This is a genomic window from Mesorhizobium sp. NZP2234 (assembly GCF_013170765.1).
Taxonomy (GTDB): domain Bacteria; phylum Pseudomonadota; class Alphaproteobacteria; order Rhizobiales; family Rhizobiaceae; genus Mesorhizobium; species Mesorhizobium loti_D.
Genome location: NZ_CP033364.1, coordinates 4,461,852 through 4,486,387 on the forward strand (window position 1 = coordinate 4,461,852; position 24,536 = coordinate 4,486,387).

The 24,536-nt window shown below is 62.5% G+C and carries 27 protein-coding genes; 17 read left to right on the plus strand and 10 right to left on the minus strand.

Features of this window, described 5'->3' with window-relative positions:
• Positions 1 to 111: 111 nt before the first annotated feature.
• From gpt to EB230_RS22080, 5 genes are all read left to right on the plus strand, one after another.
• Entirely contained in the window at positions 112 to 612 is a 501-nt protein-coding gene (gene gpt, locus EB230_RS22060) for a xanthine phosphoribosyltransferase (RefSeq protein WP_056566656.1), read from the plus strand.
• A gap of 211 nt (positions 613 to 823) precedes the next feature.
• Positions 824 to 1,312 carry an NUDIX hydrolase gene (locus EB230_RS22065; RefSeq protein WP_056566659.1) on the plus strand — a complete coding sequence of 163 codons (489 nt, stop codon included), beginning with the start codon at positions 824 to 826 and terminating at the stop codon, positions 1,310 to 1,312.
• A 117-nt stretch (positions 1,313 to 1,429) separates the two neighbouring features.
• The gene (locus EB230_RS22070; protein ID WP_056566663.1) at positions 1,430 to 1,741 is read left to right on the plus strand and encodes a PilZ domain-containing protein; all 312 of its coding nucleotides are present in this window, start codon (positions 1,430 to 1,432) and stop codon (positions 1,739 to 1,741) included.
• Between the two features lie 667 nt (positions 1,742 to 2,408).
• Complete coding sequence (locus EB230_RS22075) at positions 2,409 to 6,197, plus strand: vitamin B12-dependent ribonucleotide reductase (protein ID WP_172373957.1); 3,789 nt, start codon at positions 2,409 to 2,411, stop codon at positions 6,195 to 6,197.
• A 458-nt stretch (positions 6,198 to 6,655) separates the two neighbouring features.
• Positions 6,656 to 7,108, plus strand: coding sequence for a pyridoxamine 5'-phosphate oxidase family protein (locus EB230_RS22080; RefSeq protein WP_172373958.1), 453 nt, complete (start codon positions 6,656 to 6,658; stop codon positions 7,106 to 7,108).
• A gap of 407 nt (positions 7,109 to 7,515) precedes the next feature.
• Here the strand turns inward: EB230_RS22080 and EB230_RS22085 are convergent, their stop codons facing one another.
• A complete protein-coding gene (locus EB230_RS22085) occupies positions 7,516 to 7,716 on the minus strand; it encodes a hypothetical protein (RefSeq protein ID WP_172373959.1) in 201 nt (66 codons plus the stop codon).
• Between the two features lie 34 nt (positions 7,717 to 7,750).
• Between EB230_RS22085 and EB230_RS22090 the strand changes: the two genes are divergently transcribed.
• Both EB230_RS22090 and EB230_RS22095 read left to right on the plus strand, forming a co-directional pair.
• Complete coding sequence (locus EB230_RS22090; RefSeq protein WP_056562087.1) at positions 7,751 to 8,134, plus strand: VOC family protein; 384 nt, start codon at positions 7,751 to 7,753, stop codon at positions 8,132 to 8,134.
• 415 nt (positions 8,135 to 8,549) lie between these two features.
• Positions 8,550 to 8,738: a hypothetical protein gene (locus EB230_RS22095; RefSeq protein ID WP_056562090.1), complete on the plus strand. Its 189-nt coding sequence runs from the start codon at positions 8,550 to 8,552 to the stop codon at positions 8,736 to 8,738.
• 135 nt (positions 8,739 to 8,873) lie between these two features.
• Here EB230_RS22095 and EB230_RS22100 read toward each other — a convergent pair whose 3' ends face one another.
• Complete coding sequence (locus tag EB230_RS22100) at positions 8,874 to 9,947, minus strand: GH25 family lysozyme (protein WP_172373960.1); 1,074 nt, start codon at positions 9,945 to 9,947, stop codon at positions 8,874 to 8,876.
• Positions 9,948 to 10,181: 234 nt separating this feature from the next.
• Here EB230_RS22100 and EB230_RS22105 point away from each other — a divergent pair, with 234 nt between their 5' ends.
• Entirely contained in the window at positions 10,182 to 11,165 is a 984-nt protein-coding gene (locus EB230_RS22105; protein WP_172373961.1) for a DUF1402 family protein, read from the plus strand.
• Between the two features lie 22 nt (positions 11,166 to 11,187).
• Entirely contained in the window at positions 11,188 to 11,811 is a 624-nt protein-coding gene (locus tag EB230_RS22110) for a DedA family protein (protein WP_056562099.1), read from the plus strand.
• Positions 11,812 to 11,813: 2 nt separating this feature from the next.
• On the opposite strand, the gene EB230_RS22115 is transcribed toward EB230_RS22110, so the two are convergent.
• The 3 genes from EB230_RS22115 to EB230_RS22125 all read right to left on the minus strand — a co-directional run bounded on the left by EB230_RS22115 (position 11,814) and on the right by EB230_RS22125 (position 14,363).
• Positions 11,814 to 12,605: a phosphodiester glycosidase family protein gene (locus EB230_RS22115; RefSeq protein WP_172373962.1), complete on the minus strand. Its 792-nt coding sequence runs from the start codon at positions 12,603 to 12,605 to the stop codon at positions 11,814 to 11,816.
• A 123-nt stretch (positions 12,606 to 12,728) separates the two neighbouring features.
• Positions 12,729 to 13,355, minus strand: a complete 627-nt coding sequence (locus tag EB230_RS22120) for a transglutaminase-like cysteine peptidase (RefSeq protein WP_056562105.1) — start codon at positions 13,353 to 13,355, stop codon at positions 12,729 to 12,731.
• Between the two features lie 135 nt (positions 13,356 to 13,490).
• Positions 13,491 to 14,363, minus strand: coding sequence for an undecaprenyl-diphosphate phosphatase (locus tag EB230_RS22125; RefSeq protein WP_172373963.1), 873 nt, complete (start codon positions 14,361 to 14,363; stop codon positions 13,491 to 13,493).
• A 170-nt stretch (positions 14,364 to 14,533) separates the two neighbouring features.
• Between EB230_RS22125 and EB230_RS22130 the strand changes: the two genes are divergently transcribed.
• Positions 14,534 to 15,439 carry a hypothetical protein gene (locus tag EB230_RS22130; protein WP_172373964.1) on the plus strand — a complete coding sequence of 302 codons (906 nt, stop codon included), beginning with the start codon at positions 14,534 to 14,536 and terminating at the stop codon, positions 15,437 to 15,439.
• A 5-nt stretch (positions 15,440 to 15,444) separates the two neighbouring features.
• On the opposite strand, the gene EB230_RS22135 is transcribed toward EB230_RS22130, so the two are convergent.
• Both EB230_RS22135 and EB230_RS22140 read right to left on the minus strand, forming a co-directional pair.
• Positions 15,445 to 15,657 carry a hypothetical protein gene (locus EB230_RS22135; RefSeq protein WP_056562112.1) on the minus strand — a complete coding sequence of 71 codons (213 nt, stop codon included), beginning with the start codon at positions 15,655 to 15,657 and terminating at the stop codon, positions 15,445 to 15,447.
• 152 nt (positions 15,658 to 15,809) lie between these two features.
• Positions 15,810 to 16,205 (minus strand): GFA family protein, encoded by a 396-nt coding sequence (locus tag EB230_RS22140; protein WP_056562115.1) that lies wholly within the window; start codon positions 16,203 to 16,205, stop codon positions 15,810 to 15,812.
• 592 nt (positions 16,206 to 16,797) lie between these two features.
• Between EB230_RS22140 and EB230_RS32725 the strand changes: the two genes are divergently transcribed.
• Positions 16,798 to 17,343: a 2OG-Fe(II) oxygenase family protein gene (locus EB230_RS32725; RefSeq protein ID WP_246738837.1), complete on the plus strand. Its 546-nt coding sequence runs from the start codon at positions 16,798 to 16,800 to the stop codon at positions 17,341 to 17,343.
• A gap of 33 nt (positions 17,344 to 17,376) precedes the next feature.
• On the opposite strand, the gene EB230_RS22150 is transcribed toward EB230_RS32725, so the two are convergent.
• Together EB230_RS22150 and EB230_RS22155 are read right to left on the minus strand one after the other, a co-directional pair.
• Complete coding sequence (locus tag EB230_RS22150) at positions 17,377 to 17,862, minus strand: SRPBCC family protein (protein WP_056565385.1); 486 nt, start codon at positions 17,860 to 17,862, stop codon at positions 17,377 to 17,379.
• 125 nt (positions 17,863 to 17,987) lie between these two features.
• Positions 17,988 to 18,236 (minus strand): ParB N-terminal domain-containing protein, encoded by a 249-nt coding sequence (locus EB230_RS22155; protein WP_008875526.1) that lies wholly within the window; start codon positions 18,234 to 18,236, stop codon positions 17,988 to 17,990.
• Between the two features lie 198 nt (positions 18,237 to 18,434).
• On the opposite strand from EB230_RS22155, the gene EB230_RS22160 reads away from it, so the two are divergent.
• Positions 18,435 to 18,851, plus strand: a complete 417-nt coding sequence (locus EB230_RS22160; RefSeq protein WP_172373965.1) for an acyl-CoA thioesterase — start codon at positions 18,435 to 18,437, stop codon at positions 18,849 to 18,851.
• An 11-nt stretch (positions 18,852 to 18,862) separates the two neighbouring features.
• Here the strand turns inward: EB230_RS22160 and EB230_RS22165 are convergent, their stop codons facing one another.
• Positions 18,863 to 19,822 carry a LysR family transcriptional regulator gene (locus tag EB230_RS22165; protein WP_056562122.1) on the minus strand — a complete coding sequence of 320 codons (960 nt, stop codon included), beginning with the start codon at positions 19,820 to 19,822 and terminating at the stop codon, positions 18,863 to 18,865.
• A 136-nt stretch (positions 19,823 to 19,958) separates the two neighbouring features.
• Between EB230_RS22165 and EB230_RS22170 the strand changes: the two genes are divergently transcribed.
• From EB230_RS22170 to EB230_RS22190, 5 genes are all read left to right on the plus strand, one after another.
• Positions 19,959 to 20,741: an ABC transporter substrate-binding protein gene (locus tag EB230_RS22170; RefSeq protein ID WP_056562125.1), complete on the plus strand. Its 783-nt coding sequence runs from the start codon at positions 19,959 to 19,961 to the stop codon at positions 20,739 to 20,741.
• 64 nt (positions 20,742 to 20,805) lie between these two features.
• Positions 20,806 to 21,453, plus strand: coding sequence for an amino acid ABC transporter permease (locus EB230_RS22175; protein WP_056562128.1), 648 nt, complete (start codon positions 20,806 to 20,808; stop codon positions 21,451 to 21,453).
• Between the two features lie 12 nt (positions 21,454 to 21,465).
• Positions 21,466 to 22,125: an amino acid ABC transporter permease gene (locus EB230_RS22180; protein WP_056562131.1), complete on the plus strand. Its 660-nt coding sequence runs from the start codon at positions 21,466 to 21,468 to the stop codon at positions 22,123 to 22,125.
• Positions 22,122 to 22,886 (plus strand): amino acid ABC transporter ATP-binding protein, encoded by a 765-nt coding sequence (locus tag EB230_RS22185; RefSeq protein ID WP_056562135.1) that lies wholly within the window; start codon positions 22,122 to 22,124, stop codon positions 22,884 to 22,886. Before EB230_RS22180 ends, EB230_RS22185 begins: the two co-directional genes overlap by 4 nt.
• A gap of 8 nt (positions 22,887 to 22,894) precedes the next feature.
• Positions 22,895 to 24,535: a N,N-dimethylformamidase beta subunit family domain-containing protein gene (locus EB230_RS22190; RefSeq protein WP_056562138.1), complete on the plus strand. Its 1,641-nt coding sequence runs from the start codon at positions 22,895 to 22,897 to the stop codon at positions 24,533 to 24,535.
• The last annotated feature ends 1 nt before the right edge of the window (position 24,536 follow it).

Genomic DNA, 24,536 nt, shown 5'->3' on the forward strand with positions numbered 1-24,536 from the left:
CAGCGATCGTTTCCGGTCGCCCTTGCCAAGGCCAAGGGTTTCCAGTTAATTCCGCGCGCATTCCCCTGTTTTCTTGCACGCGGCCTTCGCGTGCTGCGGAGTGCGCGAGACATGTCCCTTCCCGAAAAAGCCTTCCCGGTCTCCTGGGACCAGTTCCATCGTGACGCCCGCGCTCTCGCCTGGCGGCTTGCCGGCGCCAACAAGGGTCAATGGAAAGCGATCGTCTGCATCACGCGCGGCGGGCTGGTTCCGGCCGCCATCATCTCGCGCGAACTCGGCATCCGCATCATCGAGACGGTCTGCGTTGCCTCCTATCACGACTATTCCAGCCAGGGGCAGTTGCAGGTGCTGAAGGAAGTCACCCCCGCGCTGCTTGCCGAGGATGGCGCAGGCGTGCTGATCATCGATGACCTGACCGACACCGGCAAGACCGCGGGCATCGTGCGGGCAATGATGCCGAAGGCCCACTTCGCCACTGTCTACGCCAAGCCCAAGGGCCGGCCGCTGGTCGATACTTTCGTCACCGAAGTCAGCCAGGACACCTGGATCTATTTCCCCTGGGACATGGGCTTCACCTACCAGAAGCCGATCGCCGACGATCACGTCGGCTGATTCGCAAACAAACCGCTTTTTCCAGTTAAGCCGTGACCGATGACAATATTTGCTTCCGCGAAAGGCTCCGCGGGGCAGAATATCCTGTGAAATCGACGTTTATTGACGGGAATGGGCCAACCTGACCAAAGTTTTTACTTTTATTGGCGACGATTAGCCGTAAGATTCGTGAGACGGCAAACGATTCTGGAGGCTGGGGCTAGCTTCTCCGATGTTGACGAGGCCAACGACGCACAACCATCTGGCTGAAAGGGTCCGGCGACTCTTCGGCACCGCGCCGTGCCGCCTGCAGGTCGCCGCCCTGCCCTGGCGCGATACCGGGAACGGCGTCGAGATCATGCTCATCACCAGCCGTGATACCGGCCGCTGGGTGTTGCCGAAGGGCTGGCCGGAGGCCAAGGAGCCACTCTGCGAAGCGGCGGCCCGCGAGGCCGGCGAGGAAGCCGGATTGCGCGGAAGCGTCTCCCATCTCGAAGCCGGCCGTTACTTCTATGCCAAGGTGCTGGCTTCGGGTGAAGAGGTGCCTTGCGAGGTGCTGGTGTTCCCGCTGCGTGTCGACAAGATCGCCGATCGTTGGAAGGAAAAGCACTCCCGCACCCGCAAATGGGTCAACTCCAGCGAAGCGGTGCGCATGGTCAATGAACCCGACCTTTGCCAGATCATTGCCTATTTCTGCGCAGACCCGCACAGATTCTCCTAGAGCCGACCGTCGACCTCTTGCGCGTGCGCCATGCCGGACTCACAACCCTGTGATGTGCCGCATGAATGGTTTGCTAATTTTTCTTCGCTAGAAAATGACTAATTTGGCGTTTGATCGATGGCGAATCCCGTAAACCCACTTCCGCAAGAACCCGGCGAGCCGAAGCGCGAGCACCGTCCTCGCGTGCTCAAGGGCGGTTCCGTCATCACCGGGATTCAAAACTCGGAAATCGCCGTAATGCTTCGCAACCAGCATGCGAGCGGCGCCGAATTGAAAATACCGATCGAAGCGCGGGTTCCCGATCGTTTCCTTCTCTATGTGCCGCTTGACGGCGTGGCCTACCGCTGCGATGTCCGCTGGCGCCGCAATGACCGGATCGGCGTGCAATTCACCGGCACCGAGCCGAAGCCGAAACTGCATTACGGCTGAAACCGGGCCTGCCAGCCTGAGAGGGCCTTGCAGCCGGGGCGCATCCCCAGACGAGGCCTCGTGTCTGTCCGCGGCGCGTAAATCGCCGCCGGAAACGCAGTCGCGGCGGCGCGTTTCTATCCCCGTTATCCACATGCGTGACACACAAGATGTTGGGGTCACAAAAGCTACGCAAACGAATCCTTGACGGCGCAAAACGAGTCGCCTTTTATAGGCCATGTGCTCTTGTTGAGAGTGCGACCGGAAAGTTCTGAGCCCGGTCTTTTTCCCGGATTATGTGCGTTTTTGCCCGCATTTCCGCCTGTTTACGAGGCCGGCGGAAGCGTTGGGATTGTGGGGTGGTGGGCGACGAAAGGGAGAATTGTCGGACTGGAATAAATTGTCTGTTAATACTATATTTAGTGTTTGCAGGTACGTTCGACGCTAGATAGTGTGAATTTCCCTCGAGTGAGGGAATCGAAAAAATCAGATTTGAGGGACCCGCGGGTTTCGCCGGCGCGTTGTGGCAGAGGCTTCATGAGAAGCCCAGGCAGCAAGTGCTGGGGGAGATGGCGGAATGGAGAGCCGGTCGTTTTCGAACGCCGGCAGACGGCGGACATGCGCGTTTCGCATCAGGGGGAGAAATCCCTGGGGAAAAGCGCTATATATAGACAAAAGGACCGGACCAATGCGCATCGAGCGTCGTTTCACCAAGCAAGGGCAATCGGCTTATGCGGAGATCGAATTCCGCAAGGCTCTTTCCGAGATCAAGAATCCGGATGGCTCGGTGGTGTTCCGCTTGGACAATATCGATGTGCCGGCGCAGTTCTCGCAGGTTGCCGCCGACATCCTGGCGCAGAAGTATTTCCGCAAGGCCGGCGTCCCCGCGCGCCTGAAGAAGATCGAGGAGAACGATGTCCCCTCCTTCCTGTGGCGCTCCGTCGCCGACGAGGCCGAACTCGCCAAGCTGCCGGAAGCCGAGCGCTATGGTTCCGAGATCGACGCCCGCCAGGTCTTCGACCGGCTGGCCGGCACCTGGACCTACTGGGGCTGGAAGGGCGGCTACTTCAAGTCGGAAGAAGACGCGCGCGCTTTCCGCGACGAGCTCGCCTATATGCTGGCCACCCAGCGCGTCGCGCCGAATTCGCCGCAATGGTTCAACACTGGGTTGCACTGGGCCTATGGCATTGACGGTCCGAGCCAGGGCCACTTCTATGTCGACCCCTTCACCGGCAAGCTGACCAAGTCGAAGTCCTCCTACGAGCATCCGCAGCCGCATGCCTGCTTCATCCAGGGCGTGCAGGACGACCTCGTCAACGAGGGCGGCATCATGGATTTGTGGGTGCGTGAGGCGCGCCTGTTCAAATATGGCTCGGGCACCGGTTCGAACTTCTCGCTGCTTCGCGGCGAAGGCGAAAAACTGTCGGGCGGCGGCCGCTCGTCCGGCCTGATGAGCTTCCTCAAGATCGGCGACCGCGCCGCTGGCGCCATCAAGTCGGGCGGCACGACGCGCCGTGCGGCGAAAATGGTCATTGTCGACGCCGATCACCCCGATATCGAGGAATTCATCGACTGGAAGGTCAATGAAGAGCAGAAGGTCGCCTCGCTAGTGACCGGCTCCAAGATCGTCAAGAAGCATCTCGAAGCGATCATGAAGGCTTGCGTCAATTGCGAAGGCCATGACGACGATTGCTTCGATCCGGCCATCAACACGGCGCTGAAGCGCGAGATCAAGGCGGCCAAGAAGTCGGCCGTGCCGGAGAACTACATCTACCGCGTCATCCAGTTCGCCAAGCAGGGCTACACGTCGATGTCGTTCAAGACCTACGACACCGACTGGGATTCGGATGCCTACCTGACCGTTTCGGGCCAGAACTCCAACAATTCCGTGTCGCTGAAGGACAATTTCCTGCGCGCCGTCGAGGACGATGCCGACTGGCACCTGACCGCCCGCAAGGACGGCAAGGTGCTGAAGACGCTGAAGGCCAGGGACCTCTGGGAAAAGATCGGCTACGCCGCCTGGGCGTCGGCCGATCCGGGCCTGCATTTCAACACGACGATGAACGACTGGCACACCTGCGCTTCGGCCGGTGCGATCCGGGCCTCCAACCCGTGCTCGGAATACATGTTCCTTGATGACACGGCCTGCAACCTCGCCTCGATCAACCTGCTGCCCTACCGCAACGCCGACGGCACGATCGATATCGCCGCATACGAGCACACAGTGCGGCTGTGGACCATCGTTCTCGAAATCTCGGTGATGATGGCGCAATTTCCGTCCAAGGAGATCGCCAAGCTCTCCTACGACTACCGCACGCTCGGCCTCGGCTACGCCAACATTGGCGGCCTGCTGATGACCTCGGGCATTCCCTACGATTCCGATGAGGGCCGCGCCATCTGCGCCGCGCTCACCGCCATCATGACCGGCGTCGCATACGCCACCTCGGCCGAGATGGCTTCCGAGCTCGGCGCTTTCCCCGACTATGACCGCAACGCGCAGAACATGCTGCGCGTCATGCGCAACCATCGCCGCGCCGCCTATGGCGACAAGGACGGCTACGAGAAGCTCGCCGTCAACCCGGTGCCGCTGGTCGCTTCCGACCTCAAGCAGCAGGCGCTTGCCGAGCATGCCAAGGCCGCCTGGGACCGCGCCATCGAGCTTGGCGAGGAGCATGGCTACCGAAATGCGCAGGCAACCGTGATCGCGCCGACCGGCACGATCGGCCTCGTCATGGATTGCGACACCACCGGCATCGAGCCCGACTTCGCGCTGGTGAAGTTCAAGAAGCTTGCCGGCGGCGGCTACTTCAAGATCATCAACCGCGCCGTGCCGGAAGCGCTGCGCACGCTGGGCTATTCCGAGAGCCAGATCGCCGAGATCGAGGCCTACGCGGTCGGCCACGGCAACCTCAACCAGGCGCCCGGCATCAATCCCGGCTCGCTCAAGGCCAAGGGCTTCAGTGACGACAAGATCGCCGCGCTCAACGCGGCGCTGAAGTCGGCCTTCGACATCAAGTTCGTCTTCAACCAGTGGACGCTCGGCGCCGACTGGGTGAAGGAAACCTTCGGCTTCACCGACGAGCAGCTCAACGATTTCTCGTTCGAGATGCTGCCGGCGATGGGCTTCTCCAGGAAGGACATCGAGGCCGCCAACATCCATGTCTGCGGTGCCATGACGCTGGAAGGCGCGCCCTTCCTCAAGGCCGAGCACCTTGCCGTGTTCGACTGCGCCAGCCCCTGCGGCAAGATCGGCAAGCGCTCGCTTTCGATCAACAGCCACATCCAGATGATGGCGGCGGCTCAGCCCTTCATCTCGGGCGCCATCTCCAAGACCATCAACATGCCTAACGACGCGACGGTCGAGGACGCCAAGGGCGCCTACATGCTGTCGTGGAAGCTGGCGCTGAAGGCCAACGCGCTGTACCGCGACGGCTCCAAGCTGTCGCAGCCGCTGAACGCCTCGCTGCTCGCCGATGGCGAGGAGGACGAGGACGATGCGGTCGAACAGTTGATCGCGGCCCCGGCGGCAGCGCGCGCGGCGCAGATCACCGAGCGGATCGTCGAGCGCATCATCGAACGCGTGTCGCGCGAGCAGGAGAAGCTGCCCGGCCGCCGCAAGGGGTATACGCAGAAGGCCAAGATCGGCGGCAACACCATCTTCCTGCGCACTGGCGAATATGATGATGGCCGCCTGGGCGAGATCTTCATCGACATGAACAAGGAAGGGGCGACGCTGCGTGGCCTTCTCAACAACTTCGCCATCGCGATTTCGCTCGGCCTGCAGTACGGCGTGCCGCTCGATGAATATGTGCACGCCTTCACCTTCACCAAGTTCGAGCCGGCCGGCATGGTCATCGGCAACGATGCCATCAAGAGCGCGACGTCGATCCTCGACTACGTGTTCCGCGAACTGGCCATCTCCTATCTCGGCCGCAACGACCTCGCCCATGTCGACCAGTCGGATTTTTCCAACACCGCGCTTGGCCGGGGCATCAGCGAAGGCAAGACCGACGCCGTCTCCAAGGGCCTGACCCGCGGTTCGCCGGTGAAGCTGGTGTCGAGGGCAATCGGCAGCGAGCCGAAGGGCTTTTCCAACGGCTCGACCGGCACCCCTGCCCGCTCGGCGCCGACAGCCTTCTCCGGCTCCAACGTGCTGGCCTTGAAGCCGGCCAGCGACGAGGCGATCGCCTACAAGCGCGACTATGAGGAGCGGGCCAAGGAACTGGCCGAGGACATCGCCTTCGAGGAGGCGGCGGGCGCTGCCTCCGAGACTTCGGATGCCACGGCGGCGCTGTTCACCGACGCCGCGGCGAATGAAGCCGCCGAAGCGAAGAAACTCGCCGCCGACCGCCGCGCCAGGTCACTGCTCCAGGGCTACACCGGCAATTCCTGTTCCGAGTGCCAGAATTTCACGATGGTGCGGAACGGGACCTGTGAGAAGTGCGATACGTGCGGCGCGACGAGCGGGTGCAGCTGAGGAAATCTGAAGCGCTAAAACGCAACATCATCGGCCCGGTCGTAAGATCGGGCCGATTTGTTTTTGGGCTCAGTTGGCGCTAGCCGTCCGCCTCTATTCTCCAGCCCACTCCAGCCGCGGCGTCTGCGCTTCAAACAGCGGCTCGTCCTGCCCCGGACAAACAGCGCCTTCCGCCCCTCACCCGCCGGCACCTCGAAGTATTGAATGCCGTCAGGCATTTCGCCCCAAGGCGCCGCAAGGCGGTTCGGGAACCTCGTTGGGGATCGGCGAGCGCTTTCAGTTCTTTCGCGTAGGCGGCGTCGGGGCTGAACCTGTAGCGCTTGACGCCGGTTGGCATAATGCGACGCTCAGTCCGCCGGGCAGAGCTGCGTCCTTCCTCCATACGTTTGATGTGCGTCAAGGCCAGGCGATCCAAGCCTCACTATCGTTGCCATCAGGAACGACCATGGAGACGAGCGATGGACGCAGAGAGCAGAGACAAGATTCAGACGCTCCTTGATCAGCACCGCATCATGACGGTCGCAACACTGAGGGCAGACGGCTGGCCTCAGGCGACGACCGTGGGTTACGTCAATGACGGCCTTTCCCTCTATTTTCTTTGCGGGCTCGACAGCCAGAAGGCGGCGAATCTGGCGCGGGACGATCGCCTGTCGCTGACCATCGATCACGACGCGCCTCAGGTAATGGAGATCACTGGCCTTTCCATGGCGGCACGGGCACAGCCGGTCACGGACAGGGCCGAGGCCGAGAAGGTTCTGAGGATGATGCCGATGAAATATCCGCCACAAGCCTCGATGCCATTCGCGATGCCGACGCCGGAGCAGGTGCGCATCTTCCGTGTGGTGCCTTCAGTCATCTCCGTGCTCGACTACTCGAAAGGTTTCGGCCACGCGGATCTCGTGACCCTTTGAGCGCCTGCTCGCGATCAAGGTCGGTTATGATGACGGCGTTTTCGCAACCTCCCCTTTGGCTGGAAAGGTCATTCAATTCGGCGGCAACACCCGCAGCGTCTGCTCATCAAACAGCGGCCCGTCCTGCCCCGCCCGGACAACAGCACTTTCCGCCCCTCACCCGCCGGCACCTCGAAATACTGGATGCCATCAGGCATTTCGCCCCAGTCGCCGCAGGGCGGCTCTGGAACCTCGTCGGGGTTGGCCAGCGCGTTCAGTTCTTTCGCCCAGGCGGAGTCGCACCTCTCGCCACTTCACGAAGGTGACGAGCGACAGACTGCCGGCGATCACGCAGGCAAATCCGATCAGCAGAAATTTGAGTTCCAGCTCCACCCTGATCCCCCCGGATTGCAGGAACCGGCACTAGACTAGACAGCACGGGGCGGCAATGTCTCGTTTATTCGCAAAGGCGCCGAAGTGACCTGCCCTGCGAATGCAGACAGCTCGGCACGTCCGGCGGCGTCTCGGTCATCGATCGCCATGACGCGAACACAGGCTTCCAGACGCATCACCGCCCAGCGGCCGTTCTCGAGCATCCGGTCCTCGACATCGGCCACGGCGACCGTCATCCTGCCCGCATCACATACCAGGCGGAACCACAACATGATCGATCACATCACCATCGAAGTGAGTGACCTGGAAAAGAGCAAGCTCTTCTATGAACGCGCTTTCGCGCCCCTGGGATATTCCCTGTCCTTCGGCAAGGAGGGCGTATTCTGGGCCTTCGATGTCGGCAATGGCTGCCTGTTCGAAATCCAGCGGACCGGCGAGACGCCGCCACTTACCCATCTGCACGTCGCTTTCCGCGTCGGCAGCAAGGCAGAGGTCGATGCGTTCCATCAGTCGGCGCTGGCGGCCGGCGCCGAAGACAATGGCGTCCCCGGCCCCCGTCCAAACTATGCGGAGAATTACTACGCCTGCTTCGTGCTGGACCCCGACGGATACAACATCGAGGCGATGATCAACGAGCACTCGGCCCCATCCTAGACAGCAGCCCCCATGAGGAGCCGAGGATGAGGGGCTATATGCACCTCGCCTCTCCCAGCCCCCGACTCGGCCACAATCACCTCGTTCCGCGCACGGCCCCTGCAAGTTGATCCAGATCAACGCAGATGCATCGCCAGTGCTGTCTCTTCGGATATCATCCCAAGGAGAACGAACATGTCGACCTACGACCTCATGGTTGTCACAGCAGTCCTGCTCAGCTTCGCGTCATTTTCCGGGGTCCTGGCCTTTGCCACTTTCGATGAATCGCGTCGCCGTCGCGCGAGATAGGGTTAGGGGATCGGACCAGGCGGATGGGCGTTCCGCGGCCATCCACACGACGAAGTGATATAGGTGCAATTTGACGGCGGATCGGATCGAATGAGAACGTCTGGTAGATAGCAACCGGAAAGTGGCCATGAGCGACGACCCCGAGGACGACACCGACATCGTCAACCAACTCGCCTACGTCAGAGCCGATCCAACCCAGCACGATACGCTCACACTTCTCACCATGATCGATGCCGCGATTGCCGAGATCATGGCGTTGAGGAGAAAGTTGCGGCTGAGCGAGGACAAGAATGCGGGGAGCAACCAGCTCCAGTAGGCGGCAGCACCAGAGCGAAGGCGACGCGAACCCCTAAAGCGCGTCGCACCGGAACGGATTCATGCGACGCGCTTTAGGTCTTTGTCTTATGCATGTCGTTCTCCCAAAACCGAGTTCACTTTTGGGCGACATACATTAGTCCGCGTCGGCCATCATCTGACGACCGCCGCCGCCAGCCCAGGCGCGCCATTGCCGCTCGTCGCCATGGAAGACGTTGAGGTCGATGCGGCCGGTCACGCCATGGGACAGGCCCGAGCCGGAATACTGCCAGAACAGCCATTTGCGGCCGGGATAGACCTTGGACGGGTGCCGTGCCACCGCGCGCAGCCAGAACGGGTAATCAAGGAAAGCGCCCTGCAGATTGTCGCGATAGAAATCCGGCGCGGTGTAGATGATGGGACGCTGGCCGTAGTGACGCTCCAGCTTGTCCATGAACACCTGCATCTTCTCCAGCACCTTTTCGCGTGACGGGCGCCGCTTGCAGCTGGAATCGCCGTTCCATTCGACGTCGATCACCGGCGGCAAGGCGCCATCCACCTTCGGCACGTTGCGGATGAACCAGTCGGCCTGTTCGCCGGCGGTGCGGCACCAGTAGAAGAAATGATAGGCGCCACGCTTCAGCCCGGCGGCGTCTGCATTGCGCCAGTTCTTCATGAACATCGGATCAAGATGGTCGCCACCATCGGTCGCCTTGATGTAGGCGAAGTTGGCCCCCTGGGCGCGCAGCTTTTCCCAGTTCACGTCGCCCTGCCAGCGCGAGACGTCGACCCCGTGCACGGCAAGGTGACGGGGCGAGGAGCGGCCGAAATTGATCGGCTTGGCATCGCGAAAACCGTAGCGCGTGACCGGCCCGGCAAGCATCGGCGGTGCTGCCCGCGACAACAGCCTTGGCGGCGAGACCAGAGCCGCGGGCTCGATGGGTGGATCGACATTGTCCGGCAATTCGGGCGCCGGAAACGCCACCGTCTCTTCTTCCGCCAGGCCGAAGGGCCGATCAGTGTCTCGCGCCGGCGCCGCCTCGGCCAGCTTGCGCGCTTTGCCGGCCTTGGTCGCGGGAACGGATGCGATCGGCGCGCTTGGCCGCACCACCGAACTGGTGGTTTCATTCGACGGCTTCTGCATGTCGAGCGCGTCCATGCCCGATGTCGACGAACAGCCGGCAAGGCACAGCGATGCGATCACGAAACTGATGACGCCTGGTAACCGCATCTGGACCTGTACTCAAAACACAACAGACCGAGGGCGACGGCCCACGGACAACCAGCGCTAGTTATGAACGAGAAATTACCAATAAAGTTTGAATCAAGTTTTTACCATGACTGTGACCCGTTTCAGACACTCGCCAGCGACGGCCGGCCAAGCCTTGACAGCGCCATGATGTGGCTGTTGAGACGGGAGGCGGCTCTCGCGCCGGCATTTTCCGCTATTTGAAAAAGGCACCCGATGATTGTGTTGCAGCGGCTTCTCCCGATCCTCCTGCTCGCGGCGCTTTCCTGCGGAGGCGTGCCCTTGGCCGGGTCAGCGCATGCCGGCGGGCTGGTCGTCGTCCCCGCCGGCAATCGCTCCGAGACGCAACCGCCGATCCCGGATGCATCGGCGACGCGGACCCGCGCCTTCAAGACCACCTACGCGGAAAAATACGAGAAGATCGTCGCGCTCCTGAAGCGCGAGAAGAAATTGGTGGCGCGTATCAAGCAGGCGGCCGCGGCTTACGATATCGACCCCATCCATATCGTCGGCGCGCTGGTCGGCGAACACACCTACAACGTGACCGCCGTCGGCTCGGTCCAGACCTACTATGTGAAAGCGCTGTCCTATTCCGGCCTCGATTTCTCCTTCCGCTACAAGGGCGTGCCGGTGCAGAGCTTTGTCCAGCGGCCGGAGTTCGCGGCCTGCGCCGGGGCCCGGGACAGTGCCGCCCTGTGGAGCTGCCGCGACAGGGTCTGGGTCGACCATTTCCGCGGCAAGACGGTCGACGGCGTCACCTATGACGCGATGACCTTCCAGCAGGCATTTTTCCAGCCCTTCTTCGCCGGCCAGACATTCGGCCTCGGCCAGATCAGCCCGCTGACCGCGCTAGAGGTCACCGACCTGGTCAACAAGGTCAGCGGCTACGACAAGCTCACACCGGATCATCCGCAGGCCATCTATCGCGATGTCATGGATCCCGACCGCAGCATCGTTTACATCGCCGCGATCGTGCGTGACGCCATCGACGCCTACAAGGAACAGGGCTTCGACATATCGAGCAATCCAGGCATCACGGCCACGCTCTACAATGTCGGCCAGCCCCGGCAGCGGGCGGCGGATCTGCGCGCGGCGCTCACCAGCGGCAAGGGCCGCAAGCTGCCGGTCGAGAATTATTACGGCTGGCTCGTCAACGACAAGCTCGGCGAACTCAGGAGCCTGCTCGACAGCGGCAGCTGAAACATTTTTAACAGGAGCTTGCGTGCAGTCGTTCATCGACCAGAGCGTTTTTTTCATCGAGAACCATCAGGCGTGGGCCGGCCTCGTGGTCGGGCTGCTGGCTTTTGGCGAGTCGCTGGTGCTGGTCGGCATCCTGTTGCCGGGCACCACGGTGCTTATCATCGTCGGCGGCCTGGTCGGGGCCGGCATCGTCCAGCCTTTGCCCGTTCTCCTGGCGGCGATGATCGGGGCGGCGCTCGGCGACACCATCTCCTATCTCCTCGGCAGATGGCTGGGGCGCGGCGTCGTCCATAAATGGCCGCTCAACCGCTATCGCCGCGAGGTCGCCAGGGCGCGGCTGTTCTTCCATCGTTATGGTTTCGCGGCGGTTTTCATCGGCCGCTTCTTCGGCCCGGTCCGCGCAACGGTGCCGCTGGTCGCGGGCATGATGGGCATGCACCGGCGCCGCTTCCAGATCGCCAACATCCTGTCGGCGATCATCTGGGCTCCGGTCGTGCTGTCGCCAGGATGGCTGGTGGCCAAGGGCGCCGGCAGCATCCCCGAACTCGATGCGACCAGCCTGTTCGGGTTGGCGGCGATCGGCGTCGTTGTCCTGATCATCATGGCGGTGATTGCCCTCAAGCTGCGAAGCAGGCGAACCGTCTAAGCCTAGCCACGTTTCCTGAACACGCCGATCATCGGTCCCAGATTCCAGTAATCGTCGCTGCGGCCGATGGCAGGCGCGAACAGGCTCGAAATCGTGCCGTCGAGAAAAAGCGCATTGTCGCAGCCTAGCGCATCGCGAAACAGCCGGGCGAATGCATGGAAATTTACCGTGCCGTTCGAAATGGCAAAGACCGCGACACCATCCTTGCGCACCCCGACACCGTCGCGGGTCTTGCGCGAGGTGCCGTCGGACTGGAACTTCGGATGCAGCTGGCCGTCGATCACCAGCATCGGTCCCGATTGCGTCGCATATTCGGTGGACGGCCGCTTCCTGACGAAATCCCAAGTCGCGCGAACCGCGGCCTTGCCGCCGCTGATGTAGAAGATGCCGTTCGGTTGCAGCGAAAAATTGCCGCTCCCCGATCCCGTCTTCACACCGGCCATTTCCTGGCCACGCTCGACATAGAGACCAACCGGCCTGAGATCTGGGTGATACATGCCGGCGTTGATGGCAAACAGCATGGTGCGGCCGGCCGCGCGCTGGGCGTTGTCGAGATTGTGCAGCGATTGGAAGGGCTTGCCGGCCGGATCCTTCCAGAACAGTTCGATCGAATAGAGTTTCGGGTCCACCTCGCAGACCAGATAGCTGGTCGCCTCGAAGGCGAGATCGCGGCACGGCGGCGCAGACGCGAACCACTGGCCGAACACCATCGTCGTGGCGACGGCCTGCGGCAGCGCGGCCTTGACCAGGGCCACCAGCAGAGGCGCGGAATTGAGAAGTGTCAGAAAGTCCATGCGCCTGCGGATGCCAGATTCAATCAGCTTTCGTGGTTATCACCACTTGCTGGCACCATGGAAGACCGGCACGAAAGGATCGGGCCGAGGTTCATGCCCAGGGGCGCGGCGGAGCCGACCAGACTATTTGACAGCGCTGACCAGTTGTTCGTCGCCACCAAGGATGGAGACCCAGTGCCCTGTGTTGTCGCTCGCCTGCCGCTTCAGGTAGCGATAGCTCGTCTGGTTCCAGAGGCGGACCTTATCGGTCAGATTGTCGAGGATGAAGTCGCCCTTGTCGGTGCGCACCGTCAGCACGGCATGGCCTTCGCCATCGGGCTTGCGGACCACCGTCATCAACAGATTAGCTATGGCAATGCCCATGCCGTTGAGCTCACGCCGCTTTTCCAGCGCGTAGTCTTCGCAGTCGCCGAAGCCGTTGTCCGGATAGGCCCACCACTCGTCCTTGCCGTAATTGTCCATGTCGCTCATCGGCTTGACGCGCGCGTTGACGGAGAAATTGACGGCCGAGATATCGTGCAGCAGCTTGCTGGTCATCTGTTCCGGCACGCTGTCAGGCGAGCGGATCGAGCATTCGTCGAGATGGATCTTGCAAAAATCATAGTGGCCGATCGGCTGCGACGTCGATCCGCCGACAACCATGGAAGCAGGCGCGGCATGGGCCGAACCCACCGCCGCACAGAAAACTGTCAGGGCAAACGCCAGCCCCAGCCCCTTCGCCTTGCGGCGCCAACCCATCGAGGATGCCATGCGGCCCCACCCATCTGTTTTGTTAACAGAACGTTAAGGGCTGTTATATTCCGAAGTCAATGAACCCGGCCGATCACATCTTTGCGGATCGATGCATGCATCCGAGTGGTTGCCCGCGCGCAACACCGGTCCTGATTAAGCCAGCCACCCCATCGCCACGCTCAGCAGCAGGATGACGCCGAGCAGGCCGCGATAGATGACGAAGGGCCAGGCGGAAAAGCGCTCCAGCACACGCATCAGGCCCCATATGGCGAAGAAGGCGGAAATAGAGGCGACGACCAGTCCGGTCGCAAGAACCGACCAGCCATGGGCGTCAAGGTGAACCTTGTGCAGTTCCCATAACTCCTTGAGGCCTGCAAGCGCGACCGCCGGCAGGCCGAGCAGAAACGAGAAACGCGCCGCCTCTGCCCGCTTGAAGCCGAGCCCGAGCGCCGCGGTCAAGGTCGAGCCAGAGCGCGAGACGCCAGGGATTAGCGCGCCGATCTGGGCAACGCCGACAAGCAGCGCATCGGTGAGCGACGCTTCGCCGATGGTCCGCTTGTGGCGGGCGAAAATCTCGGCAAGCGCCAAAAGGATCGCCATGGCGATGCAGGACCAGCCGATCACGCTCAGGCTGCGCAGCGGAGAATTGCAGGCGTTGAGGATGCCCGACAGCGCGACGCCCGCGACAATGATCGGGATCGTCGCCAGCACGATCCAGGAAGCCAGCCTGAAACTCCGGTCGGCGAAATCGCGCCGCGTGAGCGCGTCGAGCGAGCCGAACAGGAGGTCCCTGACATCGCCCCAGAAATAGCTGATCACGGCGGCAAGAGCGGCAAGCTGCATGGCGGCGGAGAAGGCGGAACCCGGATCCTGCCAGCCGAGCACCGCCGGTACGATGCGCATATGGGCGGTCGACGAAATCGGCAGCAATTCGGTGATGCCCTGCACCAGGCCGAGGAAGGCGACCTTGGCAAATCCCAGGCCGACGAAGCCGGTGTCCACGCCCTGGGTGCAGATGTCAGCCATGTCGAGCCTTTCCGTCGGATAATCGTAAGGGGCAATCCCCGCCTCGCAATAGACTCGCGACACCTGAAAGCCAATTTACGGATTTGTAAGGCGTCTTTCCCGTTGACAAGTCGCGCCATAATATTATTACTCACTAATCTTACGCTGTAAGTCTGACGATGGAGGAGAGCATGCAGACCGCCCTGTCAGAATTGCAACTCCCACCTGAACCTCATCCGCCGGTCATCGCGATCGAGGATGTCTCGCGCGACCTCAGCCGTATTCTCGAGCGCGCCGAAGTGCAGGCCTGGCTCGACCTCTACGCCGCCGCGCCGGCCGATTTCGCCGCGCGGCAAGAACTTTCGCTGGCGAGACAGGGCGACCTTGCCTGGACCACCTGCACAACGATCCCGTTCATCCATTTCAACTGCGTGAAGAATTTCGGCGTCGACAGCGAGGCCAACGAAAGCCAGCTCGACGCGCTGCTGGCGCATTACCGCGCCGCCGGCATTTCGCGGCCTTGGTTCTATGTCAATCCGCACAGCGAACCATCACGCCTCAGATGCTGGCTCGAGGCGCGTGGCCTGCAGCGCCAGGGCGGCTGGGAGCGGATTTATCGGGGGGCGGAACCACTGCCACCCGAGCCGCTCTTCACGGTTGACGGCGTTTCGATCGAACGCGTGACGATGGCAACGGCAAGCGACTGGGCCGGTTTCATCGACAGAAGCTACCGGCTGCCAACCTCGCCCTGGCTGCTGGCTCTGGTCGGCCGGCCGGGCTGGCATCACTACATAGCGAAGCGAAATGGCGCGGTGGCTGCGGCGCGCTCGCTGTTCATCGGCGCCGACGGTGCTGCTTGGAGCGGCATCGACGCGCCGGTGCCCGGCATAATGACGCCGAGCTTCGACCTGGACGCCGTGCTTGGAGAAGCGCTGGTGCGCGACGGCATCGCGGCCGGCGCGAAATTGTTTGTCGCCGACATCGAGGCGCCGCACAGGGAGCGCGATGGACCGGCCTATCGCAACTATGCCCGCCTCGGCTTCAGGATTGCCTATTTCCGCAGCCATTACAGCTATTTGCCAGCCAGTTCAAACTGACCGCGCTAATTGCGCAGCCATTGCTGGAAACAGCTCCTGACCACCATATGCGCCGGTGGAACGACCGGCACGTCCGTGGATGCGTCATCGGCCGCCCGGCCGCGGGCCCGTTCGAGCAGGAGGCGTACCTGTTCGGGGCGCACACGGTCGCGCTCCATCACAAGCAGGACCATCGGATCGTTCAAAAGCTCGTCCAGGGTGCTGATGCTGTCGTTCATCCGTCGTCTCCTCGAATGCCGGCCCGCGCAGCGTAGATAGGACGACAAAGATGGCTCGCCAATGACGCTTTGCCGGCTATCGCGTGTCGATATGGATTAATTTTTTGTCATGGTGGGCGCTTGCTTCCGCTCTTGAAGGCGGAACGGAAGAACTAGGCCGGCGGAGCGCCCTCATGTTGCGGCAGGTCGTCGTCGAGCAGCACCCAAGGCTGCTTCGAGGCGGTGAAAATATGCATCTGCGGTCGGAACAGCGAAGGGTCGTCGAGCGAGCCCGTGGTGATGCCGATGATGCCGGCCGAGTCGCGCCGCGAAAACATCGTCGTGCCGCAGCTCGGGCAAAAACCGCGCTTGAGATCGGGCGAGGTGTTGACTGTTGCCAGCGGCCCCTCGACCGTCACATCGTCGATGCGAAACAGCACGCGCGCGTTGAAGGCGGCGCCAATCGCCTTCTGGCAAAGCCGGCAATGGCAGATGCGCTCGTTGATGGGAGCCGCCTCGGTGCTGTAACGCACCGCTCCGCACAGGCATCCGCCTTCATACCTTGCCATGGCCTTGATCCAAGATGGAGAGAATAGGCGTCAAGGTTAGTCGTCCAGCCGATAGGGTCAATTGAAATACCTTGATACGATGCCATCGATAACCGTGATGCGAGGCTCATCGTGACCCGAGACATCGAAACCATCGGCATTGCGGATCTGTTCGGGCCACCCTCGCCCGCCCGTGACCGCGCCGACGGCCGCATCATGGCCGCGGCCTCGGGAATAGGCTTCATGGCGGTCCGGGATTTTCCCGGCGACGCCTGGCTGACTCCGGACAGAAGGGCGCAATTGCTACGCATCTTCGCCCTCCCCGACATCGAGAAGCAGAAATTGCTGCGCTGGAATTTCGATAGCACCAGGAAGAACTTTTATCGCGGCTGGTTCCCCCTCCAGCCGGCAGCCGTGTCCTACAAGGAAGGCATCGACATGGGGCCGGACATTGCCGATGCGGCGCGAGTCTCGGTTGTCGACGATCCGCTGTGCGAGCCGACACCCTTGCCGGCCGAAGGCACCTTGCCCGGCTGGCGCACGGCCGCGGCGGATTACTATCGCGCGATGGAGAGGGTCGGAAACGCGCTTATGCGGTCGATAGCGCGCGGGCTTGGCCTGCCGGAAACGATCTTCGATCCGTTTCGAGCACGGCATCTCGACGTTGCGCCTGATCCGCTATCCCTTGCGCGACGCCACTGCCGGCATCGACACCGGCGGCCCGGAGTTCTCGGTGGTCCACAAGGGGGAAATACGCACGATCATCGGTCGCGAACATGCCGATTCCGGTTTCGTCACCTTGTTGGCCCAAGATGGCGTCGAAGGCTTGCAGGCAAAAAACCGCGCCGACGAGTGGATCGACGTGCCGCCGGCCAACGGCACGCTGGCGGTCAATTTCGGCCAGTTGCTGGAACGCTGGACCGGCGGGCGTGTCCGGGCGACGCGGCATCGGGTGATCGCGCCAAAGACAACTCGGTTTTCGATCCCGTTTTTCTATGAACCGCGCGTCGACGCCGAGATCGCGCCCTTGCCGCTAAGCGGCGCCGAGCCCTTCGAGCCATTTCTTTACGGCGACTATCTCTGGGAGTCGGCGACGAATTTCGTCGAGATGAGCGGCATCAAGAATCTCAGGCAGCCGCGCCGCGCCAAGGTTTCCTGAGCCGGGCGCGGCCGTCGTCAAGGCGGCCCGATTTCAAAGCGTCCTGGCAAGGTCTTCGAGCTGGTCGGTGCACTGGCCCCAGCCTGCGTGAAAACCCATCGCCTCGTGCTGTTCGCGGTCGGCGACACTCCAGTGCCGGACGCGCGCGATGTAGCGGGTCTTGCCATCGCCTTCATCCTCGAAGGTCAGCACGCCGGTCATGAACGGCTTTTCCGATGGCTCCCAAGCCTTTGTATAGGCATCGGTGAAGACGATCTTCTTGCCGGGAATGACGTCCAGGAACACGCCGGAGTTGGGGAATTCATTGCCGTCGGGGCCGGCCATGACGACAAGGCTCGAACCACCAGTGCGGACATCCATTTCGGCGCGCGGCGTCGTCCAAGGTTTCGGGGCGAACCACTGCGTCAAAAGCTTGGCGTCGGTCCAGCAGCGATAGACATTCTCGCGCGGCGCATCGATGATGCGGGCGACAACCAGTTCACGGTCATTGGCGGGGGCGATGTCGAGCTTGGTGGTCAAGGTGGTCTCCTCGGGTTTGATCTGACTTGCGCGCGCCAAGGACGAGCCGACAGACCGCAACCCGACATGGCCGGCGAAAAAAGATTCTGGAGATTGTGCCAGGAGGACGGCGAACCAGGTGGGCGTCAGTGGCGCTTGGCTTGCACCAGATAGGCGTCGATCTCGGTCTCGCCGAGCCACTTGGCCGCTTCCAGCCGGTGCAGGCCTTCAACAAGGATATGGCGCTTGCCATCGTGGCGGACCTGGATCGGTGTCTTCATGCCGTTCTCCAATATGTCCTCGGCGAGATGGCGGACGGTCTCGGGGTGTAATGTCTTCTTGCGCGCTGTCGGCACGTAGATGTCGTCGACCTTGACCTTTTGCACTCTGAGCATGCCTGTCCCCGTGGCGGAAACGCCGCCACCCCTGAGATAGTCGGTTTGGTTCGGAGGGCCAAGGGCACGGCTAACGAATGTCGGCCCCAAGGCCACTCGCTGTCCGAAGGCCATCGTCCAGGTCGGCCGGTTTGCCTCTCGCCGCGCGTTTCGATATGGCGTCTCGCCATCCTCAACGACGGTCACGGAGCAATCCCCATGAGTAAATCTCTCGTCACCTTTGTCGGCGTTGCTCATCCCTGGATGTGCGACGTGATGGGACACATGAATGTGCGCCACTACGCGGCGATGTTCGACGATGCCAGCTTCCAGCTTCTTGGCCACATCGCCGGGCAGGATAGCACCCAGGCCTCGGCAACGGGATGGGCCGATGTGCGCACCGAAATCGACTACCGGCACGAGACAAAAGCCGGCTCGCTTCTCACCATCCGCTCGCATGTGGTGAAGATCGGCCGCACCTCCGTCACCTTCGAACAGGTCATGTCGGGATCGCTCGACGGCATCGTCCATGCATCGAGCCGGACCACCAGCGTACACTTCGACCTTGCCGCGCGTGCCTCGGTGGCGCTGGACGAAGCGATGCGCGGCCGCGCGGCGACCTTCCTCGTCGAATAGGCCTGCGTCGATCAGCCGTTGTAGATGCGCTCGTCCAGCGGCGTCTCGGCGATCAGTGCCTGCAGCCCCGACAGTAGCGCCTTCTCGGCACGATTCATCGCCTTGTCGGGATTGGTGAGCAGGAAGATGTCGATGGCCGGCGGCGTGTCGTAGGGCGGCAGCCGCCACAGCGTGCCGTCGGCCACGTCGCGTCGCGCCACGTGTAGCGGCAGCGGACCGATGCCGAGCCCGGCGACGATCATGCGCCTGACTTCCTCCAGGCTCGAGGAGACACCGACGACGTCGGCGTTCAGCCGGGCTTCGCTGCGCAACAGGGCGACCGGCCGCAGCGCGTCCGAAATGTGGTCGGTCTGGAAGGATACAGAGGGCTCGCCGCGCAGATCGGCAAGCTTCAGCCCGGTCTTTCCGTAAAGCCTGTGCTGCGGGCCGCAGAAGAAGCCGAAGAACTCGCGATAGACCATCGCGTAGTCCAGCGCCGGATCGCGCTGGCTGACAAGGCAGATGCCGAAGGAGGCGCGCCGCTCCCGCACCTGCTTGGCCACTTCCGTGCTTGCCGCGACCGAGATGGTGATGCTGGCACGCGGATAGTTACGGTGAAACTCCGCCAGCGCCCGATCGAACAGCGGCGAGACGACATGGCTGGCCGTGGCGATCATGACATGGCCGGTGACATCGTCGCTGATGCCCCGCATCAAGAGTGGCAGTTGCGATATCGAGCCGAACACCTCGACGCTCTGCTCATAGATCAGCCGCCCGACCTCCGTGAGCTCGAAGCGAGTAGCGTCGCGGTCGACCAGCCGCCTGCCAACCCGATCCTCCAGCCGCCGCAAGGCGTTGCTGACGCTGGGTTGTTTGAGGTTCAGGCGCTCGGCGGCGCGGGTAATGCTCTTGACTTCCGCGATGACGACGAACGTACGCAGAAGGTTCCAGTCGAGATCCCAGACCAGACGTTCGGGGCGAGGCAAGGCCATTCCTAATATCTATGCTCCCTATTCCCATTATCTATTTGCGCAATGCTGATGCAAAGGCAATCATTGACATCAGGAGAGCGCCCCAACGCCTCCCAAGAACAAGCCTTCGCGCTCCATCCAGAGGACAGGAATTCAGATGAATAGGGTATTTTCCGGCATTGCAGTTGCCGCGCTGCTGCTTGCATCGGCCTTCACCGCCGTTCCGGCCAAGGCCGACGACCTCGAGAAGATCAAGGCGGCGGGCGAATTGAAGATTTCCATGAGTGGGCAGTATCCGCCCTTCAACTTCGTCAACGACCAGAACGAGGTCGTCGGCTTCGACGCCGATATCGGCAAAGCCATCGCTGAACGCATCGGCGTCAAGGGCACCATCATCACCACGGCCTGGGACGGCATCATCGCCGGCCTGCTCGCCAACAAATACGACACTGTCGTCGGCTCGATGACGATCACGCCCGAGCGAGAGAAAGTGGTCGATTTCGTCGGCCCCTACTACCATGCCGGCCGCGCGGTTTTCGTGAGCCAGGATTCCAAGTTGCAGAGCCTCGACGACCTCAAGGGCAAGACGCTTGGCGTGACGCTCGGCGAGACGCATGAGAAATGGGCGCGCGAACAGGGCGGCTGGGATATCCGCACCTATAAGGGCCTGCCGGAACTGCTGCTCGAACTGAAGGCCGGCCGCGTCGACGCCATCGTCGTCGACAACATTCCGGTCATGGTCGCCGTCAAGGAAACCGGTGAAAAGGTCCGCAAGCTCGACACGCCCAACATCGAGGGCGGCAGCGTCGCCATCGGCATCGCCATCCGCAAGGACAATCCGGAACTCAAGGCCGCCATGCAGAAGGCGCTGGACGGGATGTTGGCCGACGGCACCTACGAGAAGATCTCCAAGCAGTGGGTCGGCAGCGACATCCGCTGATCCTTGCCCGGCTCCAGGCGGTGAAACCACCTGGAGCCGATCGCCACTCCAGCCGAGTCATTCCATGGATTTCGCCTTGATGAGCCGTGTCTTCCCGTTCTTCGTGGAAGCCGCTTTGGTGACGCTGGAACTGACAGCGCTGGCCCTGGTTCTCGGGCTGGCGGCGGCAGCACTGGCCGCGGCCGCCAGGATGTCGAGGTCGGCGATCCCGCGCGCCATCGGTACGGCCTATGTCAGCCTGTTTCGCGGCACGCCCTGCCTGATACAACTCTTCGTGCTCTATTTCGGCGGTCCGCAGATCGGCATCAATCTGGATCCGTTCGCGGCCGGGGTCATCGGGCTTGGTCTCAATATCGGCGCCTATATGGCGGAATCGATCCGCGGCGCGGTGACGGCGGTTGACCGCGGTCAGACGGAAGCTGCCCGCACGATCGGCTTCAGCCGCTTCCAGACCTTGCGCAAGGTCGTGCTGCCGCAGGCCGCCCGGCTGATGATCCGCCCGCTCGGCGTCAACACGGTCGCGCTGTTGAAGGGTTCCGCACTGGTCTCCACCATCTCGGTCGTGGAACTGACCTATACCGCCCAGCGCTTCATCGGCTCGACCTACAAGCCGTTCGAGATCTTCGGCGTCGCGGCCCTGCTCTACATGGTCATGGTCTACGCCGTCGCCCGCATCGTCGACTTGCTCGACAAGCGCTTCGCCATCGTCTGAGAGGGGAGCACGATGCAAGGTTTGGATTTCACCATCATCGCCCCATACTGGGACCTTTTGCTGACGGGCGCCTGGTGGACCGCGCTGCTTACGGTCTCGGCCGGGGCGCTCAGCTTCATCTTCGGCATCCTGTTCGCCGTCATCGTGCTCTATGCGCCGGCGATCCTCGCCTACCCCGTTCGTGCCTTCATGTGGCTGTTCATGGGCACGCCGCTGCTGCTGCAGCTTTTCCTGATCTATTTCGGCCTTGTGCAGATCGGCATCGACATCCCCGCGCTTGCCGCCGGCATAATCGGGCTTGGCCTGCACTTCGCCGTCTACAATGCCGATGTCATCCGTGCCGGCATCGTGGCGGTCGATCCCGGTCAGACGGAAGGCGCGCGCAGCATCGGCTTCGGCAAGTGGCAGACGCTGCGCTACGTCGTGATACCGCAGGCCATCCGCAACACGGCGCCGCCGATCGGAAGCAATTTGATCGCACTGTTGAAGGAGTCCTCCATCGTCTCGGTCATCGGCATCGCCGAGCTTGTCCATTCGGCGCAACTGGCGATCAGCGAAACCTTCCGCCCGTTCGAGTTCTACATCGCGGCCGCCGCGCTCTATTACATCTTGAACCTTGTGCTCGAGGCGGCCTTGCATCGGTTTGAAAGACATGTGGAGGTTTCCCGATGAGCACGCAGCGGCCAATGGTCGAGGTTCGCGGCGCGCGCAAATCGTTCGGCGCGGTCGAGGTCCTCAGGGGTATCGACCTGTCGGTGGATCGGGGGCAGATCGTCGCGATTATCGGACCGAGCGGTTCAGGCAAGAGCACGCTGCTGCGCTCCATCAACCATCTCGAAACCTTGAACGGCGGCGAAGTGTGGCTGGACGGTGTGCAGGTCAACCAGAAACTGCACGGCCAGGCCTTCGAGCGGCACATCAACAAGGTGCGCCAGCACATGGGCATGGTGTTCCAGCACTTCAACCTGTTCCCGCACCTGACCGTGATCGAGAACATCACCATGGGGCCAGTGATCCTGAAGGGCATGGCAAAAGGCGAAGCCCGCGCCTTGGCGCATGGCCTCCTGTCCAAGGTCGGGCTGGCCGAAAAGATCGACGCCTATCCGTCGCGGCTTTCGGGCGGCCAGAAGCAGCGCGTGGCGATTGCGCGCGCGCTGGCCATGCAGCCCAAGGTGATGCTGTTCGACGAGGCAACCTCGGCCCTCGACCCGGAGTTGGTCGACGAGGTCAACGCGGTGATGAAACAGCTTGCCGCCGAACACATGACCATGCTCATCGTAACGCACGAGATGCGCTTTGCCGGCGAGGTGGCCGACAGGGTGCTGTTCATGGACGGCGGCGTGGTGGTCGAGGAAGGCCCGCCGGGCGAGATCTTTCGCGCTCCCCAGAAGGAACGCACCCGCACCTTCCTCAAGAAATATCTTTCCGCTTGAGTACGACGATGACCGGATTGCCCACGGAATTTCCCGATTTTGGACTGACGCCTGAGCAGCGCCGCCACGCGGTGCGCGGCCATTACTACGAATGGCCGGGCATGGATGGCGAGCGCGGCGAGATCTGGTGCTATAGCGACCGCTTCTCCTATCGTGCCGGCGAAACGGTGACACTGCATGTCAGCTCCACGGCTCCCTCCTTCGGCATGACCATCGTCCGCGACGGCGGCACCGAGACAAAGGTGTTCGACAAGTCGGGAATCGCGGCGCGCTGGCAGGACAGCCCGGACCAGTGCTCGGCGGAGGGCTGTGGCTGGGAAGCGTCCTTCGAATTTCGTGTCGGCGGCGACTGGCCGTCCGGCGCCTATCGGATAACGCTGAGTGCCGAGGGCCGAGACGGCAAGCCGATCCACAGCCACCACCTTTTCATCGTCTCCCCCCTGCCCGGCAAGAAGCCCGGCCGCGTGCTGCAAGTGGCGGCGACGGGTACCTGGCTCGCCTACAACACCTGGGGCGGCTCCAACCACTATCAGGGCATCACCGGGCCGGATCGCGACCAGTACTCGCCCATCGTGTCGACGCAGCGACCCTGGTGCCGTGGCTTCGTCGTGCTGCCGAAGGATGCGCCACGCGTGCCGCTGGAGGTCGCCGTGCCGCCGAAGACGGTGCCGCGCTACCCCCATATGGAATGGGCGCTTGCCACTGGCCATTCGAAGAAATACGCCTCGTCAGGCTGGGCAAGCTACGACAGCCACTTCTTCCGTTTTGCCGAACGGGCCGGCTATGAGGTTGACCTCGCCAGCCAGCACGATCTGCATTTCTCGCCCGATATTCTCGATGGCTATGACTGCGCCGTCTTCGTTGGCCATGACGAGTACTGGACCTGGGAAATGCGCGACGCGGTCGACAGTTACGTCGAACGCGGCGGCCATGCGGCGCGCTTTGCCGGTAATTTCATGTGGCAGACGCGGCTGGAGGACGAAGGCCGCCGGCAGGTCTGCTACAAATACCGCGCCCGCGCCGAAGACCCGGCCTATCGCGGCGGCGACGTCACCCGCGCCACCAATTCCTGGGAAGCGCCGGAAATCGGCCGGCCGGGTTCAGCAACCTTCGGGCTCGACGCGACACGCGGCCTCTATGCCGGCTGGGGCGGTTGCGCGCCGCGCGGCGTGCGCGGCTTTCCGGTCTATCGGCCCGAACACTGGGCGTTTGCCGGCACCGGCATCTATTATGGCGACCTTCTCGGCGCCGACAGCCATGTCTATGGCTACGAGGTCGACGGGCTCGATTTCGAGATCCGCGGCGGCCTGCCCTACCCTACCGCGACCAGCGGCGCGCCTGATGGACTGCAGGTTCTCGCCGTCGGCATGGCGTCCCAGGTCGAGGAGAGCGCCGACATCCCGATCGAGGACCAGTTCCTCACAGACGAGGATGGCCGTTTCAGCGCCGAGACGCTGTTTGGCGACAGGAGCGACGCCAACCTTGAAAAAGTCAAACGTGGCAACGGCATGATCGTCAACTTCCCGCGCGGCAAGGGCGAGGTCTTTCATGCCGGAAGCTGCGAATGGGTCGCCGGCCTGCTAAGACAAGACCCGATGGTCGAACGCGTCACCCAGAATGTCCTTGATCGCTACCTTGGAAAGTCCTGAC

Bases quoted from the DNA above. Each gene is read 5' to 3' on its own strand.
- gpt (WP_056566656.1), top strand. From the start codon at position 112: ATGTCCCTTCCCGAAAAAGCCTTCCCGGTCTCCTGGGACCAGTTCCAT.
- EB230_RS22065 (WP_056566659.1), top strand. From the start codon at position 824: ATGTTGACGAGGCCAACGACGCACAACCATCTGGCTGAAAGGGTCCGG.
- EB230_RS22070 (WP_056566663.1), top strand. From the start codon at position 1,430: ATGGCGAATCCCGTAAACCCACTTCCGCAAGAACCCGGCGAGCCGAAG.
- EB230_RS22075 (WP_172373957.1), top strand. From the start codon at position 2,409: ATGCGCATCGAGCGTCGTTTCACCAAGCAAGGGCAATCGGCTTATGCG.
- EB230_RS22080 (WP_172373958.1), top strand. From the start codon at position 6,656: ATGGACGCAGAGAGCAGAGACAAGATTCAGACGCTCCTTGATCAGCAC.
- EB230_RS22085 (WP_172373959.1), bottom strand. From the start codon at position 7,716: ATGACGGTCGCCGTGGCCGATGTCGAGGACCGGATGCTCGAGAACGGC.
- EB230_RS22090 (WP_056562087.1), top strand. From the start codon at position 7,751: ATGATCGATCACATCACCATCGAAGTGAGTGACCTGGAAAAGAGCAAG.
- EB230_RS22095 (WP_056562090.1), top strand. From the start codon at position 8,550: ATGAGCGACGACCCCGAGGACGACACCGACATCGTCAACCAACTCGCC.
- EB230_RS22100 (WP_172373960.1), bottom strand. From the start codon at position 9,947: ATGCGGTTACCAGGCGTCATCAGTTTCGTGATCGCATCGCTGTGCCTT.
- EB230_RS22105 (WP_172373961.1), top strand. From the start codon at position 10,182: ATGATTGTGTTGCAGCGGCTTCTCCCGATCCTCCTGCTCGCGGCGCTT.
- EB230_RS22115 (WP_172373962.1), bottom strand. From the start codon at position 12,605: ATGGACTTTCTGACACTTCTCAATTCCGCGCCTCTGCTGGTGGCCCTG.
- EB230_RS22120 (WP_056562105.1), bottom strand. From the start codon at position 13,355: ATGGCATCCTCGATGGGTTGGCGCCGCAAGGCGAAGGGGCTGGGGCTG.
- EB230_RS22125 (WP_172373963.1), bottom strand. From the start codon at position 14,363: ATGGCTGACATCTGCACCCAGGGCGTGGACACCGGCTTCGTCGGCCTG.
- EB230_RS22130 (WP_172373964.1), top strand. From the start codon at position 14,534: ATGCAGACCGCCCTGTCAGAATTGCAACTCCCACCTGAACCTCATCCG.
- EB230_RS22135 (WP_056562112.1), bottom strand. From the start codon at position 15,657: ATGAACGACAGCATCAGCACCCTGGACGAGCTTTTGAACGATCCGATG.
- EB230_RS22140 (WP_056562115.1), bottom strand. From the start codon at position 16,205: ATGGCAAGGTATGAAGGCGGATGCCTGTGCGGAGCGGTGCGTTACAGC.
- EB230_RS22155 (WP_008875526.1), bottom strand. From the start codon at position 18,236: ATGCTCAGAGTGCAAAAGGTCAAGGTCGACGACATCTACGTGCCGACA.
- EB230_RS22160 (WP_172373965.1), top strand. From the start codon at position 18,435: ATGAGTAAATCTCTCGTCACCTTTGTCGGCGTTGCTCATCCCTGGATG.
- EB230_RS22165 (WP_056562122.1), bottom strand. From the start codon at position 19,822: ATGGCCTTGCCTCGCCCCGAACGTCTGGTCTGGGATCTCGACTGGAAC.
- EB230_RS22170 (WP_056562125.1), top strand. From the start codon at position 19,959: ATGAATAGGGTATTTTCCGGCATTGCAGTTGCCGCGCTGCTGCTTGCA.
- EB230_RS22175 (WP_056562128.1), top strand. From the start codon at position 20,806: ATGGATTTCGCCTTGATGAGCCGTGTCTTCCCGTTCTTCGTGGAAGCC.
- EB230_RS22180 (WP_056562131.1), top strand. From the start codon at position 21,466: ATGCAAGGTTTGGATTTCACCATCATCGCCCCATACTGGGACCTTTTG.
- EB230_RS22185 (WP_056562135.1), top strand. From the start codon at position 22,122: ATGAGCACGCAGCGGCCAATGGTCGAGGTTCGCGGCGCGCGCAAATCG.
- EB230_RS22190 (WP_056562138.1), top strand. From the start codon at position 22,895: ATGACCGGATTGCCCACGGAATTTCCCGATTTTGGACTGACGCCTGAG.